Origin of the sequence: Streptomyces sp. NPDC050528, assembly GCF_044457795.1 — a bacterium.
Lineage (GTDB): Bacteria > Actinomycetota > Actinomycetes > Streptomycetales > Streptomycetaceae > Streptomyces.
On the sequence record NZ_JBITHH010000001.1, the window covers coordinates 101,922 to 119,797 of the forward strand.

The window sequence follows — 17,876 nt, forward strand, 5'->3', positions numbered from 1 at the left end:
CCAGGGAGGCCACCGTGACCGTCTCGGACCTTGACCGCCTGCACTCGCAGCTCAGCAAGCTGGAGGACATGTTCCCCGGCTATCTGACGGAGATTGTCGAGGGCAGCATCGTGATGAACCCGGTCAGGCCGTTCCACGGGAAAACGATTCTGAGGGTGTCAGCGAGCCTTGAGGGACAGCTTCCGCCGGAGTGGGCGCTGGTGAGCGATGTGGCGTTCCCCTTCGACGAGGCCAACGAGTTCTGCCCGGACATCGCAGTCATCCCGGCCGAGGCGGAGGACGAGAATCGCAGCTCCTACCCGGCTGATCTGATCGAGTTCGTGGCTGAAGTGGTGTCGCCGGAAAGCGTCCGTCGCGACTACGAGATCAAGCCCCGCTGGTACGCCTCCCGGGGCATCGCCAATTACGTGATTCTCGACCCCTTGCAGGGCCACGCGGTCATGATGTGGAACCCAGGCCTTGACGGCTACCGGGGTCGTGACATCGCCCCTTACGGCCCCGACCTGACCGTCGACTCCCCCCTGGGCAAGCTGACGATCCCCACAGCTCACCTCCCGGTGGACCCGAAAGCCCGCCGTCAGGCCTGAACCACCCCACGTCCGACGGGCCGCCGCCGGAACACGAACGCCGCCCCCACCCCCGCCGCCAACCCGATCAGGTGCGCCTGCCAGCTGACCCCCGACTGCGTGGGTGCCAGGCCGAACAGGATCGAGCCGCCCCATACCGCGCCGAGCAGCAGGCCTACGACGATGCCCAGTGGGCGGCGTTCCGCGAAGCCGCTCACCAGGAGGAAGCCGAAGAGGCCGAAGATCAGGCCCGATGCGCCCGCCGTGTTCGTGTGGGCCGGGGATATGAGCCACACGCCGAGGCCGTCCGCGACGATGATCAGCGCGCACATCAGCACGAAGCGGCGGATGCCGCCCAGTGCCGCCAGGAAGCCGAACACCAGCAGCGGGACGCTGTTCGCCGCGACATGCGCGAAGCCGAAGTGGATGAACGCGGCCGGGACGACGTCGATCAGTTCGGACGGCTCGCGCGGGACGATTCCGAGGCTGTCGAGGGCGTGGCCGGACACCACGTCCACCACTTCGAGCAGCCACAACAGCGCGACCCAGCCCACCATCAGCTTGGCCGCGGCCTTCGCGCGGTCGCCCTGCGACCACTCCAACTCCGTACCGGACATGGCACCCCCCACAGTCCACGCGTCCTCACAGAAGAACGCCCCGGCACCCTTGGCCGGTTCCCGCCCCGCGACGCCAGCTAGGCTCGGTGTCGTGAACCCAGTCAAGCCAGGAGAGACGCCGCGTACGCCTTGGATCGTAGGGGTGTCCGGCGCTTCCGGCACCCCATACGCGGCTGCCGTCCTGCGCGCGCTCCTCGACGCCGGCGAGAGCGTCGACCTCGTGGTGTCCCGCGCGTCCCGGCTCACGCTGCTCGACGAGACGGGGATCGCGTTCAGGGACGCGCACTGGCAGGACGACCTGCGGGAATGGCTGGCCCGCGGCGCCGACGGCAAGCCCGGCACCTTCCATCCCGACATCGATGGCGTACGGCACTGGAGCGCGGGCGACCTCGCGGCGGGGCCGTCCTCGGGGTCGTACCCCTCGAAGGGGATGATCGTCGTGCCCGCGTCGACCGCGTGCGTCGCCGGGATCGCCCTCGGGCTGAGCAAGGACCTGTTGCAGCGGGCGGCGAGCGTCACCCTCAAGGAGCGGCGCAAGCTGGTGGTCGCCGTACGCGAGACGCCGTTGAACGGGCAGACGCTGCGGCACCTCGTGACCCTGGACGACCTGGGGGCGGCCGTGGTGCCCGCCTCGCCCGGGTTCTACGCCGGCGCCACCCACATCCAGGACCTGGTGGACTTCGTCGCCGGGCGGGTCCTGGACTCGGCGGGGGTCGAACACGATCTGTACCGGCGGTGGAAGGGCGACCTCGGGGCCGGCTTCCGCACCGCCGACTGACTTACAGCACCCACTCATTCAGCTTCATCGGCAACTTCATCGACATCGTCATCACCGGAAGGCAATCGATCGCATGGACGCGGTGGACAGGCAGCTCATCCAGGCCCTGAGAGAGAACGGCCGGGCCTCCTACGCGGAGCTGGGGCGCCTCGTCGGCCTGTCGGGACCCAGTGTCACCGACCGCATCAACCGGCTGGAGGCGGCCGGCGTCATCACCGGTTACCGCGCGACCGTCGACTCGGCCTCGCTCGGCCTCGGCGTCATCGCCCTGATCGGCATCTCGCTCTCCGACGCCGCCGACCACGAGGACGTCGCGCGCCGCATGAAGGACCTCGGCGAGATCGAGGACTGCTGGTTCATCGCGGGCGAGGACTCGTTCATGCTGAAGGTGCGGGCACCTGACGTGGACGGCCTGGAGAAGACCATCCGGCGGCTCAGCGGGACCAAGGGAGTCTCCAGGACCCGTACCACGATCGTGCTCTCCACGAAGTGGGAGAACCGGGTCGGAGAGCTGCCCGAAGAGGCGTAGCGGCATAGGCGTACCGTTTAGCAAGCTGTCTTAGGAAGAGGTATGGGCATGGATGTCGGGCTCAAGCGCGAGCTGGAGCAGAAGGTCCGCTCCGGTGAGCGGCTGTCCCGTGAGGACGGCATCGCGCTGTACGAGTCGGACGACCTGGCCTGGCTGGGCGGACTCGCGCACGAGGTGCGGACGCGGAAGAACGGCGATGTCGTCCACTTCAACGTCAACCGCCACCTGAACATGACCAACGTGTGCACCGCGTCCTGCGCCTACTGCTCGTTCCAGCGCAAGCCGGGCGAGAAGGACGCGTACACGATGCGCATCGAGGAGGCCGTCCGGCTCGCGAAGGCGATGCAGGGCGAGAACCTCACCGAGCTGCACATCGTCAACGGCCTGCACCCGAACCTCCCCTGGCGCTACTACCCCCGGTCGCTGAGCGAGCTGAAGAAGGCCCTCCCGGAGGTCTCCCTCAAGGCCTTCACGGCCACGGAGATCCACCACTTCGAGACCATCTCCGGGCTGAGCGCGAGCGAGATCCTCGACGAGCTCATCGACGCCGGGCTCGAATCCCTCACCGGCGGCGGCGCGGAGATCTTCGACTGGGAGGTCCGCCAGCACATCGTGGACCACCGGACGCACTGGGAAGACTGGTCGCGCATCCACCGGCTGGCGCACGAGAAGGGTCTGAAGACCCCGTGCACCATGCTCTACGGCCACATCGAGGAGCCGCGCCACCGCGTGGACCACGTGCTGCGGCTGCGCGAACTCCAGGACGAGACCGGCGGTTTCCAGGTCTTCATCCCGCTGCGCTACCAGCACGACTTCGTGGACATGAAGGACGGGAAGGTCCGCAACCGCCTTCAGGCGCGGACCCAGATGGCGACGGGCGCCGAGGCTCTCAAGACCTTCGCGGTCTCGCGCCTCCTCTTCGACAACGTCCCGCACGTCAAGGTCTTCTGGGTCATGCACGGTGTCCAGACCGCCCAACTCGCCCTCCAGCACGGCGCGGACGACATGGACGGCTCGGTCGTCGAGTACAAGATCACGCACGACGCCGACAACTACGGCACACCGAACAAGCTCACCCGCGACGACCTCCTCGACCTGATCCGCGACGCCGGTTTCCAGCCGGTCGAGCGGAACACGCGGTACGAGATCATCCGCGAGTACGACGGCCCGGACCCGGCGCGGCGCGAGTCCCCGCAGCCGATGCGGGTCTGACGACCACCTTCTGAAACGATCACGGCTTTCCGAAACGATCACGGCTTTCCGACATGTCACTGACTTTTGAACTGGACCCCGCGATAACCCCCGCCCTGCGCGAGGAGATCCTCGCCCTCTGGGCGGACGTCTCCAACGCGGGGGGCTCGGTCGGTTTCGTCGCACCGGTCACGGTCGACGAGATACGGCCCGAACTGGTCCGGCACTTCGTCGCCATGGCGGAGGGCCGCACCCGGCTCCTGGTCGGCCGGGACGAGACGGGCACGGTCGCGGCGACCGTGTTCCTCGCGTTCAACACGCACCGCCTGATGCTGCACTGGCTGTGGCTCTACACGGTGATGGTCCACCCCCGCCACCAGGGCAAGGGCTACGGCCGCGACCTCCTCGCCGCCGCCGAGCAGGCCGCCCGCGGCATCGACGGCATCGAGGCGATCCGCCTCACCTGCCGGGGCGGCCACGGCCTGGAGCGGTTCTACGGCTCCTGCGGCTACAAGGAGGTCGGGCGGGTGCCCGGCGCGATCCGGGTCGCCCCCGGGGACGATCGCGACGACATCTTCATGTTGCTGCCCTTGCTGTGAGCCGCCGACCCCGCCCGAAGATCGGTGGGGGCGCGTGCTTCACTGAGTAGGACTGTTCGGTTGCGTCTGTTCGGTTAAGTCTGTTCGTTACGGAAGAGTGGATTGAGATGTTCCGCTACACACTGTGGCGCCTCGGAGTCTTCGCGGGCTGCCTCGGCGTCGTCTGGGGCCTCGTCTATCTCGGCGTCTTCCCGCGCGGCTTCGGCGAGTCCAACGGCATGTGGATCGTGCTGCTGGCGCTGGTGATCTCGGCGCCGATCAGCTTCGTGGTGCTGCGCGGGGTGCGGGACCGGGCCTCGGTGCAGATCGTCGAGCGGGTCGACCGGATGAAGGCCAACCTGGAGGCCAACCGCAACCAGGAGGACGAGACGGTGGACGCCGCCCAGCCGGCTGCCCAGCCGACGTCCCACCCGCAGGGTCAGGCCTCCTAGAAGTTCTGTCGGCAGCGGTACCCCCGGGCCCAACTACCCTTGCCCCCATGGGTGCCGTGAAGACCAAGCGCATGCCGCGGGCGGTCCGTGAGCAGCAGATGCTCGATGCCGCCGTGCAGACCTTCGGGCAGCGCGGTTACATGGCCGCGTCGATGGACGAGATAGCCGAACTCGCCGGTGTCTCCAAGCCGTTGGTGTATCTCTACCTGAACTCGAAGGAAGACCTGTTCACCGCGTGCATCCGGCGCGAGGGCCAGGCGCTCACCGAGGCGGTACGGGCCGGCGTGGACACGGGGGCGCCCGCCGACCGCCAACTCTGGGACGGGCTGCGGGCGTTCTTCACGCACACCGCGCAACACCCGGACGGCTGGGCCGTGTTGCACCTCCAGGCCCGTACGCACGGCGAGCCCTTCGCCGCCGAGGTGGCCGCGATGCGCGCCGAACTCGTCGCGTTCGTCACCGAGTTGATCGCGGTCGCCGCCCGCGAGGCGCATCGTGACCCCGACCTCCCCGAGCATGAAGTCGCCGGTCTGGTCGAGGCGTTGGTCGGTGCCGCCGAGTCCCTCGCCGCCTGGTCGAACGCCACCCCGGGCGTCACCGCCAAGCAGGCGGCGGCGACGCTGATGAACTTCGCGTGGGCGGGGCTGGGGCAGTTGATGGAGGGGCGGCCGTGGACGCCGTAGCGCTCATCGGTTCACCGAGCTCATAACGCCCATCAGCTCATCGAGTTCATAAAGGGAGCGGTCGGACGACGCCGTCCACGTGTGTGCGGTTGCCGCTGCGCAGCTGGAAACGGTCGCCTTCCGCCGCGTACTCCACCACCCCGGGCAACAGCACCGGCGCCCTGAACTCGGCCCGTACGTAAGCCGATTCGGGCGTACCGCGCGCCGCCAGGCACCGGGCCGCCGTCCACATGCCGTGCGCGATCGCGCGGGGGAAGCCGAAGAGGCGGGCGGTGAGCGGGGAGAGGTGGATGGGGTTGCGGTCGCCGGACGCGGAGCCGTAGCGCCGGCCCACGTCCTCGGCGAGGCGCCACTCGGCGATCGTGGGCAAGGGCTTACGCGCTTCCCGTACTTCGCCCGCTTCCCCCGCTTCCCCTGCTTCTCCCGCCTCCCGCATGTCGGCGCGGGGGTGCCGGGCGAGGTACGTGCTCCGTGACTCCCATACGACCTTGCCGCCACCGCCACCACCCCCGCCGACGCCCTCACCCCCCACCCGCATCTCCGTCGTGACCGTCGCCTCCGTGCCACGCCGATGGGGGGCCAACTCTTCGACGTAGACGGTGAGTTCGTGGTCCCCTGTGGCCGGTACCGCCGCGTGCCGGGTGATGTCCACCGACGTGTGGACCAGACCGAGGAGCGGGAGCGGGAAGGCGCGGCAGCTCATCAGGCGCATGGCCAACGGGAAGGCGAGGACATGGGGATACGTGATCGGGAGGGCGTCGTCACCGGTGGCGAAGCCGCAGACGCGTTCGTAGGCGGCGAGTTTCGCCAGGTCGACGCGGACGCCGGGCAGGACCAGACGGGTGCGGGGGAACTCGGCGTCGGGGCGGGGCCGTTTGAAGGGGGAGAGGAGGGCGCCGCGGAGGAGGAGCGGGGTGAGCGCGGGGGTGTCGGTGAGAGGCGGATAGGGGTTGGCCATGTCCCACTCCCGGGTGGCGTCCTGGGCGGCTCTTTTCGGCTTACTTCGCAGTAAGGTTACCGCAGGTAAGGCCAAGTGGGGCGAGCCGGGCGGTCCATGGCGGGTGCATGGGTGACGCAGAGGTGACGCACGGCCGACGTATGGCTGACAAAGCGTCCTGAACCCGCCGAGGTTGCACAGGCCCGGCTCCGTACCACCCCCGAACCCGCACGAAGCCCCCACGAGGGCACCGTACGATCTTCGACCTAACCCGAGGTAACACCCCGGCCGCGGGCCGGGATGAACGCCTCGGTACGCGCCATGCGTACCTAATGCAGCAGAGCGGTACAAGCTGCACGCCACAGGAGCTGCCATGTCCCTCGCCTACTCGCCCGGCTACGACTACGACGGCGTGCCCGTACTCGTCGAGCCCGAGATCCGGCGGCTGGACGGTGTGGTGCGGGAGGTGTCCGTACCGCCGTTGGTGCCGCCGGCGACCCACGGCTCGCTCGCCGACCTGCCGTTCGAGAACGCGGCGGCGGCGCCCGAGCACCGGGTCCTCAGCAGGCAGGACCAGGACGGGAATTGGCATGACGTGACGGCGGTGGAGTTCGCCGAGCAGGTGCAGGCCGTCGCCAAGGGGATGATCGCGGAGGGGCTCGCGCCGGGCGACCGGATCGCGGTCATGGCCCGGACGTCGTACGAGTGGACGCTCCTCGACTTCGCCGCGTGGGCCGCCGGGCTGGTGACCGTGCCGGTGTACCCGACCTCGTCGCTCTTCCAGATCCGGTGGATCCTCCAGGACTCGGGCGCGGTGGCGATGGCCGCCGAGACGGTCGCCCAGGCGGCGGCGCTGGGTCCGGAGACGCCCCGGCTGCCCGACCTGCGGCACATGTGGGTCTTCGAGAAGGGCCACCTGGACCGGCTGGCCGAGCTGGGCCGGACCGTCCCGGACTCCGAAGTCGCCGTACGGCGTGGGGTGTTGCTCCCCGACACGCTCGCCACCGTCATCTACACCTCGGGCACCACCGGCCGCCCCAAGGGCTGCGCGATCACGCACGGCAACTTCCTGGCGGAGGTCGACAACGCGATCGAACTCCTCTACGGCGTCTTCAAGAACAAGGCCGACGAGGAGCCCTCCACCCTCCTCTTCCTCCCGTACTCCCACGTCTTCGGCCGGATGGTCGCGGTCGCCTGCATCCGCGCCCGGGTCCGCCTCGGCCATGCCGCGAGCCTCAAGTCCGAAGACCTGCTGGCCGACTTGGCGAGTTTCCAGCCGACCTTCCTGCTGGCCATCCCGTACATGCTGGAGAAGGTCTTCAACAACGCCCGGGCGAAGGCCGAGAAGGGCGGCCGGGGCAAGGTCTTCGACCGCGCGACGAGCGTCGCCCGCCGCTACGGCGAGGCGCTGGAGGCCCGCCAGTCCGGCAAGGGACCGGGCCCGACCCGCCCGTTGAAGACCGCCCGCGCCTTCTACGACCCGCTGGTCTACCGGAAGATCCGCAACGCCCTTGGCGGCAAGCTCCGTTACGTCATCTGCGGCGGCTCCCCGCTGGGCCGCCGGCTCGCCGCGTTCTACGCCGGCGCGGGCATCGAGATCTTCGAGGGCTACGGCCTGACCGAGACGACGGCGGCCGCGACCTGCACCCCGCCGCTCAAACCCCGGCTGGGGACGGTCGGTTGGCCCATGCCGGGCACCAAGGTCCGGATCGCGTCCGACGGCGAGATCCTGCTCGCCGGCGGTCAGGTCTTCCGGGGCTACTGGGATCCGCACGGCGACGGGGTGATCCCCGCGTCCCAGGACGGCTGGTTCGCGACCGGCGACATCGGCCGCCTCGACGACGACGGCTACCTCACCATCACCGGCCGCAAGAAGGAGATCCTGATCACCGCGGGCGGCAAGAACGTGGCCCCGGCCCCGCTGGAGAACTGGCTCCGCTCCCACCCGTTGATCGCCCAGTGCATGGTCGTCGGCGACCGCCGCCCCTACGTCGCCGCCCTCATCACCCTCGACCTCGAAGGCATCACCCACTGGCGCCAGATGAACGGCAAGCACCCGGTGCCGGCCGAACTCCTGGTCAACGACGAGGAGTTGAGAGCGGTCCTGCAACGGGCCGTGGACGAGGCCAACAAGCTGGTCTCCCGGCCCGAGTCGATCCGCCGCTTCAGCGTTCTCCCGGTGGACTTCACGGAGGCGGCCGGACACCTCACCCCGTCGATGAAGCTGCGGCGGGAGTTCGTGATGCAGGAGTTCGCGCGGGACATCGAGGCGCTGTACGCCAACTAGCCACCGTTCAGGGTGGTTTGGCCAGCCACCGTCCAGGTGGTTTGGTGCGGACCTGGTCATTGACTTCCCAAGACCCCCGCGCGACATTCCCAGCCCATCGCCTCGTAGGGCTGGAGCGGCCATGACCCCGAGCACGGATACGCACGCACAACTCCCCGGTCGTAGACGCGTGTTGGCCGGTGGTGCGGTCGCCGCGCTCGGGGTGGCGACCGGGGTGCGGGATTCCGCCCGTGCCGCCGATCTTCCCCTCCTCGGCACCTATGACGTCGTGGTGATCGGGTCGGGGGCGGCCGGGATGACGGCCGCGCTGACCGCCGCCAAGCAGGGGCTGAGCTGCGTGGTGGTGGAGAAGGCGCCGACGTTCGGGGGATCGGCGGCGCGTTCGGGGGCGGGGATCTGGATTCCCAACAACCCGGTGATCCTGGCGGCCGGAGTCCCGGACACCCCCGCCAAGGCCGCCGCCTACCTCTCCGCGGTCGTAGGAGCCGACGTCCCCGCCGACCGCCAGCAGTCGTTCCTCTCCCACGGTCCCGCGATGATCTCCTTCGTGATGGCGAACAGCCCGCTGCGCTTCCGCTGGATGGAGGGATACAGCGACTACTACCCGGAGTTGCCGGGCGGGCTTCCCAACGGCCGTTCCATAGAACCGGATCAGCTCGACGGGAACATCCTCGGCGGCGAACTGGCCCACCTCAACCCGCCCTACCTGGCGGTCCCTTCGGGCATGGTCGTCTTCAGCGCCGACTACAAGTGGCTCGACCTGGCCGCGGTGAGCGTCAAGGGCGCGGCCGTCGCCACCGAGTGCCTGGCCCGGGGGACGAAGGCGGCGCTGCTCGGCCAGAAGCCGCTCACCATGGGGCAGTCCCTCGCCGCCGGTCTGCGCGCGGGGTTGCTGTCCGCGCAGGTGCCGGTGTGGCTCAACACCCCGCTCACCGACCTGTACGTGGAGGGCGGTGCCGTCACCGGGGCGGTCGTCACGCGGGCCGGAGCCGCCGGGCTGGTGCGCGCCCGGCGCGGGGTGGTGGTCGGCTCCGGGGGCTTCGAGCACAATGCGGCGATGCGTGCCCAGTACCAGCGCCAGCCGATCGGCACGGACTGGACGGTGGGCGCGAAGGAGAACACCGGCGACGGCATCCAGGCGGGCCAACGGGCGGGCGCCGCCCTGGCGTTGATGGACGACGCCTGGTGGGGACCGACCATCCCGCTCCCCGGCGACCCGTACTTCTGCCTCGCCGAACGCACCCTCCCCGGCGGCCTGTTGGTCAACCAGGCCGGTTCCCGCTTCGTCAACGAGGCCGCGCCGTACAGCGATGTCGTCCACACGATGTACGACCGCAACCCCGCCGCGCCCGACATCCCGGCCTGGCTGATCGTCGACCAGAACTACCGCAACCGGTATCTGTTCCGGGACGTGCTGCCGACGTTCACGTTCCCGGATGCCTGGTACAGCTCGGGCGCGGCGTACAAGGCGTGGACACTGGACGCGCTGGCGACGTCGATCGGGGTGCCCGCGGCAGCCCTCCGGACCACGGTCACGCGCTTCAACTCCCTTGCGGCGAACGGCAAGGACACGGACTTCGGGCGCGGCGACAGCGCGTACGACCACTACTACACGGACCCGTCGATCCTCCCCAACTCCTGCCTGGCTCCGCTGTGGCTGGCCCCGTACTACGCCTTCCGCATCGTCCCCGGCGACCTCGGAACGAAGGGCGGCATGCGGACGGACGCGCGGGCGCGGGTGCTGCGGGCGGACGGTTCGGTGATTCCCGGTCTGTACGCGGCGGGCAACGCGAGCGCGGCGGTGATGGGGCACAGCTACGCGGGCGCGGGGTCGACGATCGGGCCGGCGATGACGTTCGGGTATGTGGCGGGGATGGATCTGGCGGGGGCGCTGTAGCGGTCGTAGGGCTGCCGGTTCGGCCTGGTCATCATCCGGTCAAGGGATGGCCAGGCCGGGATCAAGTGGCCGTATGCATTGCGCATGCAACGGGCTTGTAGGGCTGACATAGCCGGATTTGGGCCCTTCCTCGGTGGCTACTGTGATGGCGCGAATGCGTCCACAGCGACCACGAAGACCAACGGGGAAGAGGAGACGGCGGTGGGGGAGCCGAACCGTTCACGCCTTCTTGACTACACGCAGGGGCCCGCGGCGGCGGGGGTGCCCGAGGCGCGTCGGTCGAGCCTGCTCGACTATGCCGAGGCGGAGCCCCGGCCCGGTACGGCGGCCGACGGGCGGCCGGGGCCGCGGCCGGGGGTTCCGTCGTACGAGACGCCGGTGTTCGTGCCGGCGCATCCGCGGCATGTCGACACGACGTACGACGACGGTCGGCCGGTTCGGGTGCCGTTCATCGCGTACGAACTCTTCGAGCATCCCGCCGACTTGACCCGGACCGTGGCCTTCGCCTTCACGACCCTGGAGAAGTTGGTCGATGCGCTGGGGGACGCCCAGCCGTGGGTCGCCACCTCGATCGGGCCACTGGCCGAAGGGATGGGTGAGCAAGGGGCGACCGTGCTGCTCGACCCGCGCCTCGCCCCGGGGCAGCGGAACTGGCAGCCGGCCGATCTGGCCGCCTACGCACGGGAGGTGCGCTGATGTCGGCCGACTTCAAGGCGGTACTGAGCGACCTGACTTCGATGGCCTCGACGTTCCACGACCAGGCCACGGACTACCGGAAGCTGCACGACCAGGTGGCACCGCCCGTGGTCAGCGGCGGGGACTCCGGCCTGGACCACGCGATCAAGGAAGTCGCCGATCTCATCGTCGCCCTCCACATCGGCTTCGCCGACCGGCTGGACGACCGGGGCGACAAGGTCGCGTACGCCCGTGACTCCTTCCACCGGCACGACGTCGACGTGCACGGCGTGTTCGAAGACCTGATGGCGGGATGAGGGATCGATGACCGACAGCTGGGTGGGCGGCGACATCGGAGGCCTCCGCACGATGGCCACGACGTACAAGAACGCCAAGGACAAACTCGACGACGTCATCACTCCCCTCACGCGTGCCGTGGACGCCCTGGTCGACGACGCGGGCTGGAAGGGCGAATCGGCGGAGTCCTTCCGCGCCACCTACACCGAGGACGCCGTGACCGCCGGTGCCTTCGCCGCGCTCGTCCACGAGGCGGGCGACATCCTGGACACACTCGCCGACGCGCTCTCCACGTGTGAGACGGCCCTGCAGAACGCCGAGCACGTGGCGACGACGAAGGGCGTCGCGATGGGCGACAAGGGCGTCCCGCTGCCGACGGTCACCTCGAATCCGCCCAGCGCGGACGAGCAGAAGACGATCTCCGCGATGAGCGAGTACGACACCGTGCGCAAGGAAGTCCTGCACACGGCACAGAAGGCGCGGTTGGCCGCGGCGGACCAGTTGCAGGCGCTGTACGCGGAGGTGACCGGCACGGCGGAGGTGACCGCCGGCGACAAGGTCACCGTCGTCGACTACCTGCGTGGTCTGTACGCCTTCGACGCCGAGGACGCGCGGGTCGACGGTGCCAAGGCCCGCACGAAGATCGACGACGCCAAGTCCGAGGCGCAGGCGGCCAAGAAGGAACTGCGTTCCGAACGCAAGGCGTTCCAGAAGGCCGGCCGCTCGCTCCCCAAAGACCTTCCCGCCAAGGGCGCCTACGCCGACGCCGTCGCCAAGGTCCAGTCGCTGGAAGAGGACATCGCCCGCGCCGACTACGGCAGCACCAAGCTGCCCTACGACCGTGCCCTGAACGTCAAACTGGCCGACGCCGCGGACGCGTTGCGCGCGGGAGAAAGCCTGGACAAGCTGCCGGACTTCCTCAAGGAGGTCCCCGTACTGGACGTCGCCGCGGCCGGCGCCTGCGGGTTGCTTGAGGCTTCCGAGGACCACGACAAGGGGTGGTCCTGGCAGCATTCCGTGGCGGTGGACGGAGGTGCCAACATCGCCGGACTGGCGGTCGGCGTGGGTCTCACCGCGGTGGGTGTGGCCGCCCTGCCGGTGGAGGTTCCGGCGGTCGTGGTGGCCGGGGTCGGTGGCCTGGTGGTGATCGGGGCGACCGGTCTGATCGACCACTCGTTCCATGAGCACTGGAGCGAGGACATCCATGACCACGGCGTGGTCGGCGGTCTGCTGCACGGCACCGGCAACGTGGTGTCGGAGACAGGGCAGGACTTCGAACGACTGGGAAAGGACGTGTGGCATGGGGTCACGAGCCTCTTCTGACGCTTCCGCCTCCCGGATTCCTGCCAAGATCCCGGCCCTGCCGGGTCTGGGCACGACCTGGTACGAGCGTGGGGCGCGCTACTGGCTGCGGCGGGTGCGCACAGCTGTGGTCCTCCTGATCGTCATGGCCTTCGTGTGCTTCGCCGCGATCAGCCTCTACCGGGGTTTCCGGACGGTGCTGCCGCCGACCGCGCGCACGGTGTGGGACTGGGCGCAGGTGGTCGCTTCGTGCGGGGCACCGATCTGGGGCTGGGTGGTGCAGCGCCGGGGCCACCACAAGGACCTCCTGGACCCGCCCGCTCCCGGCGAGTCCCGCAGCCGCAAGCGTGACGAGGCCCGTCGCTCCACGGGGTTGGCACTCGCCGGCCGCGCGGCCGTACTGCTCGCGGCCCCCGTCATGCCGGCGCTCGCCGCGTGGGCCGTGGGGTGGTGTGCCGCGATGCTCACGGTCCGCGAGTACCCCAGCGAGGTCGGCGCCCGGCGCTGGTTGCAGGAGCGCTCCTCCAGAACATGATCCCCTCCGACATTCCCAAGCTGCCCGGGCTCGGCAGAACCTGGTACAAGCGCGGCGCGCGCTACTGGCTACGGCGTGCTTCCGGTGCGCTGCTCTGGGCCGTGGTGATGGCCTTCATGAGCTACGTCGTTCTCGGGCTCTACCAGTCGTTCCGCGTTCACCTGCCCCCGGTCCCGCGCACGGTGTGGGACTGCACGCAGGCGGCCGCGTCGTGCGTGGCCCTGGTGTGGGGGTGGGTGAAGCAGCGCCGGGACATCCGCAAGAGGCTGCTGAATCCGCCGACTCCTACCGAGGCCTGGGTGGAGAAGCGGTACGCGACGCAACGCGGGCAGGGGCTGGGCCGCGCCCTCGTCCTTCCCGCGCTGCTCGTGCTCCCGGTCGTGCCGGCACTCTTCGCATGGTGCGTCGGCACGGTGGCAGCCGTATTCACCGTTCGCGAGTACCCGAGCGAGATCGGCGCCCGCCGCGCCCTAGAGCACAGCCGCAGCCTTGAGGGCGGTCAGAAACGTCTGCGGTGACGACTCCCCGAGTTCCGTGTCGGCCTCCCGTACGGTCCGTGACCGCAACGCGAACCCCGCCGCCTCCAGCAGCCCGGCCATCGCCTCGGGTCGCCGCCGTTCGAAGTCCAGGCGGACCGGGTGCCCGAAGGGCCGGTCGAGGGTGAGGGGCTGGTCGCCGGCCTGAAAGGCGAGGAGCAGATACCCGCCCGGTGCCAGGACCCGGTGGAACTCCGCGAAGAGGGACGGGAGTTGGTCCACAGGCGTGTGGATGGACGAGTACCAGGAGACGGCCGCCGCGAGCGTCCCGTCCGGGATGTCCAGGTCCAGCATCGAGCCCTGCCGGAAGCGCAGCCCCGGATTCTCGCGGCGCGCGATCGCGAGCATCGACTCGGACAGGTCGAGCCCGAAGACGTCGAGGCCGAGGGAGGCGAGATGCGCGGTCGTCCGCCCCGGCCCGCAGCCCAGGTCGGCCACCCGCCCGCCCCGGCCCACCAGCTCGGCGAACCCGGCCAACACCGCCCCGTCCCGCGGCTCGGCACGCTCCCCGGCGAACATCTCCGCGTAGTCCTCGGCGACCGCGTCGTAGAAGCTCCGGGTACGGGTCACGAAGTCTGCCTCAGCGGAAGTCATGGCCGGGGACCCTACCGACCCCCACTGACACCCGGGCCTCGTCTTTAGCTTTTAGGGGCGCGAGGCTGTGACATTGGCGGCTCCGCCGCGGGGCGCGACCAGCCCCCACCGGCCCGCACCCGAAGACCACTCGCACCCCACCCCACGCCCCCCGCCCAACCGCCGGAGGCAAAGGCAGGAGCCCCGTCGCCTTGCGGCGCGGGGCTCCTTGGGTCTTGCTTATCTGTTCCGGATCAAAGCACCAGGCTCCGAGACCGAAGAAACTGCGATCAGGTGACTCAGACGGGGGTGACGTTCTCCGCCTGCGGGCCCTTCGGACCCTGGGTCACGTCGAAGGAGACCGCTTGGTTCTCCTCCAGCGAACGGAAGCCGCTCGCGTTGATCGCGGAGTAGTGAACGAAGACGTCGGGGCCTCCGCCTTCTTGGGCGATGAAGCCAAAGCCCTTTTCGGCGTTGAACCACTTCACGGTTCCGGTAGCCATAAGCCCTCCTTGGGCCCAAAGGGTTGCCCTGCTCCAGAACCCTGCAAGTGTGAAAACAAGTCCCGCACTACTGCATACGTCTGAAAACGACTAGAGCCCGCGGTTACATGCTCCGCAGGCTCTGTACTGCAAGGGAAACCAAACTGCAACTTGCGGCGAGCCTAGCACGCGGGCAGCCGAAAGCAATAGAGGCCAAGATCACATCACCCGGACGTTTGAAGATCGCCAAAGGCTTGACTGTGGGGCCGAAGTATGGAGCGTACCGCATGAGGTCTAGCCTCACGTTGTGGACAATTCTCGCACCCGGCCGCGCGTCGGCCACATCCAGTTCCTGAACTGCCTGCCCCTGTACTGGGGGCTCGCGAGAACAGGCACGCTTCTCGACTTCGAGCTGACCAAGGACACCCCGGAGAAGCTCAGCGAGCAGCTGGTGCAGGGCGACCTCGACATCGGGCCCATCACGCTCGTCGAGTTCCTCCGCAACGCGGACGACCTGGTCGCCTTCCCCGACATCGCCGTCGGCTGCGACGGCCCGGTGATGTCCTGCGTGATCGTCTCGCAGGTCCCGCTGGACCAGCTGGACGGCCGCCGGGTCGCCCTCGGCTCGACCTCGCGGACCTCCGTACGCCTCGCGCAGCTCCTCCTCGCCGAGCGCTACGGCGTCCAGCCCGACTACTACACCTGCCCGCCCGACCTGAGCCTGATGATGCAGGAGGCCGAGGCCGCCGTCCTCATCGGTGACGCGGCCCTGCGCGCCAATCTGCTCGACGGGCCCCGCTTCGGCCTGGAGGTGCACGACCTCGGCACGCTCTGGAAGGAGTGGACCGGGCTGCCGTTCGTCTTCGCCGTGTGGGCCGCCCGCCGCGACTACCTGGAGCGCGAACCGGTCATCACCCGCAAGGTCCACGAGGCCTTCCTCGAATCCCGCAACCTCTCCCTCGAAGAGGTCGGCAAGGTCGCCGAACAGGCCGCCCGCTGGGAGGACTTCGACGAGACCGTCCTGGAGCGGTACTTCACGACCCTCGACTTCCGCTTCGGCGCACCCCAGCTCGCCGCCGTCGCCGAGTTCGCCCGCCGCGTCGGTCCTACGACCGGGTTCCCGGCCGACGTGAACGTGGAACTGCTCCAGCCGTAATAGCCGTAGAAGACAGCAGACGGATCTGCTCCGGCCGTCATCACCGGCGGGGTGTGCGCACTACCCTGCTGGAAGTCGTACGGGGGAGGGGTGGACGGCATGCAGCCGCTCGGAGACGACGAACCCACGGTCGTGGGGCCCTACCGGCTGCTCGGCCGGCTCGGCTCCGGTGGGATGGGCCGGGTCTATCTCGGGCGCAGCGCGGGCGGCCGTACGGTCGCGGTCAAGATCGTGCATCCGCACTTCGCGCTCGACGAGGAGTTCCGCGCCCGCTTCCGCCGCGAGGTCGACGCCGCGCGCCGGGTGGGGGGTGCGTGGACCGCCCCTGTGCTTGATGCGGATCCCGAGGCTTCCGTGCCTTGGGTGGCTACGGCCTACGCCGCCGGGCCCTCTCTCTCCGCCGCCGTCGCGGACGGCGGGCCCCTGCCCACGGCCACCGTACGGGCGCTCGGCGCGGGGCTGGCCGAAGCGCTCACGGCCGTACACGAGTTGGGGCTCGTGCACCGGGACGTGAAGCCGTCCAACGTGCTGCTCACTCTCGACGGGCCGCTGCTGATCGACTTCGGGATCGCCCGTGCCACGGACGGCACCGCCTCCCTCACCTCCACCGGCGTCTCCGTCGGGTCGCCGGGCTACATGGCCCCCGAGCAGATCCTCGGGAAGGGCGCGATCGGGGCGTCCGACGTCTTCTCTCTGGGGGCCGTGCTCGCCTACGCGGCCACCGGTGAGTCCCCTTTCCCCGGCGACTCCTCCGCCGCGCTCCTCTACAAGGTCGTCCATGAAGAGCCCCAACTGGGTTCCATGGAGGGGGACTTGAGGGAGCTGGCGAGCGCCTGTCTGGCCAAGGACCCCGCCGCGCGGCCCACTCCGGGCGAGGTGGCGCGGTGGCTGGCTCCGGACGGGGCCGCTCGGCTGGTCGCCGGGGGGTGGCTGCCGGGGGCGTTGGTGGAGCAGGTCAGCCGAAGTGCCGTACAGCTGTTGAATCTTGAGGTGGCGGGGGTTGCGGAAGGGGTGCCCTCGGGGCCGGTCGGGTTCAGTAGTCCCTCCGTAGGGGCGGGCGGCGGGGCGTTCGGGCCGGCGCCGGTGATGTCCAAGTCACCTGTGGGGACAGGCGGGTTCGTGCCCGAACCGCGTGACGCGCTTCCGTTCGACACCGTCCCCCCGGACTCCGGTCATCGCCCCGGGAAGGTCTCCGTCTCCGTCGCGGCCACGGCGGCTCCGGGCCCCAACGGGCGTGGGCGCAGGGTCGGTTGTGCGGTGGTGCTGTCCGTCGCCGCGGCGCTGGCGGTGGTGACGCTGGTGCCGGTGTGGTTGTACTGGCTGCAGCCGGACGACAAGGGCGACGCCTCCGGGTCGGGCTCGATCCCGGTCTCCTCCGCTCCGGCGACCTCCTCCGCCACGGCGACCAGCGCGCCGAGCCCCGGCGCCTCGCTCCGGTCCATCCCCGATTCCTACCTCGGCACCTGGCAGGGCGAGGGCACCGCGCTGGGCGGCACGCTCCCGGACGGGACCTTCAAGATCACGATCGCCAAGGTGGGCGTGGGGCAGAAGTTGGGCATCCTCCGCCAGACCGACCAACTCGGCGGCGTCTGCGACGACATACTGACCCTGAAGCAGGTGACGAAGACCCGCCTCGTCGCCTCGGCCGCCGGTGCGCAGTCGAACCGCAGCGTCTGCAACCAGGACGCCCACACCGTCACCCTCACCCCCACCGGCGCCGACCTCAAGTACGTCTCGGACAGCTCCGCCGAGGGCTCCCCGACCGCGCGGCTGTCCAAGGTCAAGTAGGCGTCGGGGGCCTGCCG

At 69.7% G+C, this 17,876-nt stretch carries 20 protein-coding genes; 16 read left to right on the forward strand and 4 right to left on the reverse strand.

From position 1 onward, the window contains the following. Nucleotides 1-14: 14 nt before the first annotated feature. Entirely contained in the window at nucleotides 15-587 is a 573-nt protein-coding gene (locus tag ACIBK4_RS00525) for a Uma2 family endonuclease (RefSeq protein ID WP_398990735.1), read from the forward strand. Here the strand turns inward: ACIBK4_RS00525 and ACIBK4_RS00530 are convergent. Continuing rightward, nucleotides 578-1,183: a rhomboid family intramembrane serine protease gene (locus tag ACIBK4_RS00530; protein WP_398990737.1), complete on the reverse strand. Its 606-nt coding sequence runs from the start codon at nucleotides 1,181-1,183 to the stop codon at nucleotides 578-580. The two genes, ACIBK4_RS00525 and ACIBK4_RS00530, sit on opposite strands and share 10 nt — an antisense overlap. Nucleotides 1,184-1,325: 142 nt before the next feature. On the opposite strand from ACIBK4_RS00530, the gene ACIBK4_RS00535 reads away from it, so the two are divergent. From ACIBK4_RS00535 to ACIBK4_RS00560, 6 genes are all read left to right on the forward strand, one after another. Next, nucleotides 1,326-1,961 (forward strand): UbiX family flavin prenyltransferase, encoded by a 636-nt coding sequence (locus ACIBK4_RS00535; RefSeq protein ID WP_398990739.1) that lies wholly within the window; start codon nucleotides 1,326-1,328, stop codon nucleotides 1,959-1,961. A 73-nt stretch (nucleotides 1,962-2,034) separates the two neighbouring features. Further along, nucleotides 2,035-2,490, forward strand: a complete 456-nt coding sequence (locus tag ACIBK4_RS00540; protein WP_019061245.1) for an Lrp/AsnC family transcriptional regulator — start codon at nucleotides 2,035-2,037, stop codon at nucleotides 2,488-2,490. A gap of 48 nt (nucleotides 2,491-2,538) precedes the next feature. Then, a complete protein-coding gene (gene mqnE / locus ACIBK4_RS00545; protein WP_327407132.1) occupies nucleotides 2,539-3,702 on the forward strand; it encodes an aminofutalosine synthase MqnE in 1,164 nt (387 codons plus the stop codon). Nucleotides 3,703-3,755: 53 nt separating this feature from the next. Further along, the gene (locus ACIBK4_RS00550) at nucleotides 3,756-4,280 is read left to right on the forward strand and encodes a GNAT family N-acetyltransferase (protein WP_398990741.1); all 525 of its coding nucleotides are present in this window, start codon (nucleotides 3,756-3,758) and stop codon (nucleotides 4,278-4,280) included. A 107-nt stretch (nucleotides 4,281-4,387) separates the two neighbouring features. Beyond that, nucleotides 4,388-4,711 (forward strand): DUF4229 domain-containing protein, encoded by a 324-nt coding sequence (locus ACIBK4_RS00555; RefSeq protein ID WP_398990743.1) that lies wholly within the window; start codon nucleotides 4,388-4,390, stop codon nucleotides 4,709-4,711. Between the two features lie 47 nt (nucleotides 4,712-4,758). Next, the gene (locus tag ACIBK4_RS00560) at nucleotides 4,759-5,394 is read left to right on the forward strand and encodes a TetR/AcrR family transcriptional regulator (protein WP_398990745.1); all 636 of its coding nucleotides are present in this window, start codon (nucleotides 4,759-4,761) and stop codon (nucleotides 5,392-5,394) included. 46 nt (nucleotides 5,395-5,440) lie between these two features. Here ACIBK4_RS00560 and ACIBK4_RS00565 read toward each other — a convergent pair whose 3' ends face one another. Then, complete coding sequence (locus ACIBK4_RS00565) at nucleotides 5,441-6,352, reverse strand: MaoC family dehydratase (RefSeq protein ID WP_398990747.1); 912 nt, start codon at nucleotides 6,350-6,352, stop codon at nucleotides 5,441-5,443. A 352-nt stretch (nucleotides 6,353-6,704) separates the two neighbouring features. On the opposite strand from ACIBK4_RS00565, the gene ACIBK4_RS00570 reads away from it, so the two are divergent. The 7 genes from ACIBK4_RS00570 (at nucleotide 6,705) to ACIBK4_RS00600 (ending at nucleotide 13,842) form a co-directional block, all read left to right on the forward strand. Further along, on the forward strand, nucleotides 6,705-8,618 hold the full coding sequence (locus tag ACIBK4_RS00570) for an AMP-dependent synthetase/ligase (RefSeq protein WP_398990749.1): 1,914 nt from the start codon (nucleotides 6,705-6,707) through the stop codon (nucleotides 8,616-8,618). 121 nt (nucleotides 8,619-8,739) lie between these two features. Continuing rightward, entirely contained in the window at nucleotides 8,740-10,515 is a 1,776-nt protein-coding gene (kstD, locus tag ACIBK4_RS00575; protein WP_398990751.1) for a 3-oxosteroid 1-dehydrogenase, read from the forward strand. Between the two features lie 201 nt (nucleotides 10,516-10,716). Next, nucleotides 10,717-11,211 (forward strand): SAV_915 family protein, encoded by a 495-nt coding sequence (locus tag ACIBK4_RS00580; protein WP_398990753.1) that lies wholly within the window; start codon nucleotides 10,717-10,719, stop codon nucleotides 11,209-11,211. Next, nucleotides 11,211-11,507 (forward strand): DUF6317 family protein, encoded by a 297-nt coding sequence (locus tag ACIBK4_RS00585; RefSeq protein ID WP_398990755.1) that lies wholly within the window; start codon nucleotides 11,211-11,213, stop codon nucleotides 11,505-11,507. Before ACIBK4_RS00580 ends, ACIBK4_RS00585 begins: the two co-directional genes overlap by 1 nt. Before the next feature lie 7 nt (nucleotides 11,508-11,514). Continuing rightward, nucleotides 11,515-12,810: a WXG100 family type VII secretion target gene (locus tag ACIBK4_RS00590; protein WP_398990757.1), complete on the forward strand. Its 1,296-nt coding sequence runs from the start codon at nucleotides 11,515-11,517 to the stop codon at nucleotides 12,808-12,810. Then, nucleotides 12,788-13,324 (forward strand): hypothetical protein, encoded by a 537-nt coding sequence (locus tag ACIBK4_RS00595; RefSeq protein ID WP_398990759.1) that lies wholly within the window; start codon nucleotides 12,788-12,790, stop codon nucleotides 13,322-13,324. Before ACIBK4_RS00590 ends, ACIBK4_RS00595 begins: the two co-directional genes overlap by 23 nt. Beyond that, nucleotides 13,321-13,842: a hypothetical protein gene (locus ACIBK4_RS00600; protein ID WP_398990761.1), complete on the forward strand. Its 522-nt coding sequence runs from the start codon at nucleotides 13,321-13,323 to the stop codon at nucleotides 13,840-13,842. The genes ACIBK4_RS00595 and ACIBK4_RS00600 overlap by 4 nt, the downstream gene beginning before the upstream one ends. Here ACIBK4_RS00600 and ACIBK4_RS00605 read toward each other — a convergent pair. Next, nucleotides 13,795-14,454, reverse strand: coding sequence for a class I SAM-dependent methyltransferase (locus ACIBK4_RS00605; protein WP_398990763.1), 660 nt, complete (start codon nucleotides 14,452-14,454; stop codon nucleotides 13,795-13,797). The genes ACIBK4_RS00600 and ACIBK4_RS00605 overlap by 48 nt on opposite strands. A gap of 278 nt (nucleotides 14,455-14,732) precedes the next feature. Beyond that, the gene (locus ACIBK4_RS00610; protein WP_003998944.1) at nucleotides 14,733-14,936 is read right to left on the reverse strand and encodes a cold-shock protein; all 204 of its coding nucleotides are present in this window, start codon (nucleotides 14,934-14,936) and stop codon (nucleotides 14,733-14,735) included. Nucleotides 14,937-15,222: 286 nt separating this feature from the next. Here ACIBK4_RS00610 and ACIBK4_RS00615 point away from each other — a divergent pair, with 286 nt between their 5' ends. Continuing rightward, nucleotides 15,223-16,071: a menaquinone biosynthetic enzyme MqnA/MqnD family protein gene (locus ACIBK4_RS00615; protein ID WP_398990765.1), complete on the forward strand. Its 849-nt coding sequence runs from the start codon at nucleotides 15,223-15,225 to the stop codon at nucleotides 16,069-16,071. A gap of 99 nt (nucleotides 16,072-16,170) precedes the next feature. After that, on the forward strand, nucleotides 16,171-17,859 hold the full coding sequence (locus ACIBK4_RS00620) for a serine/threonine-protein kinase (protein ID WP_398990767.1): 1,689 nt from the start codon (nucleotides 16,171-16,173) through the stop codon (nucleotides 17,857-17,859). Nucleotides 17,860-17,876: the final 17 nt, after the last annotated feature.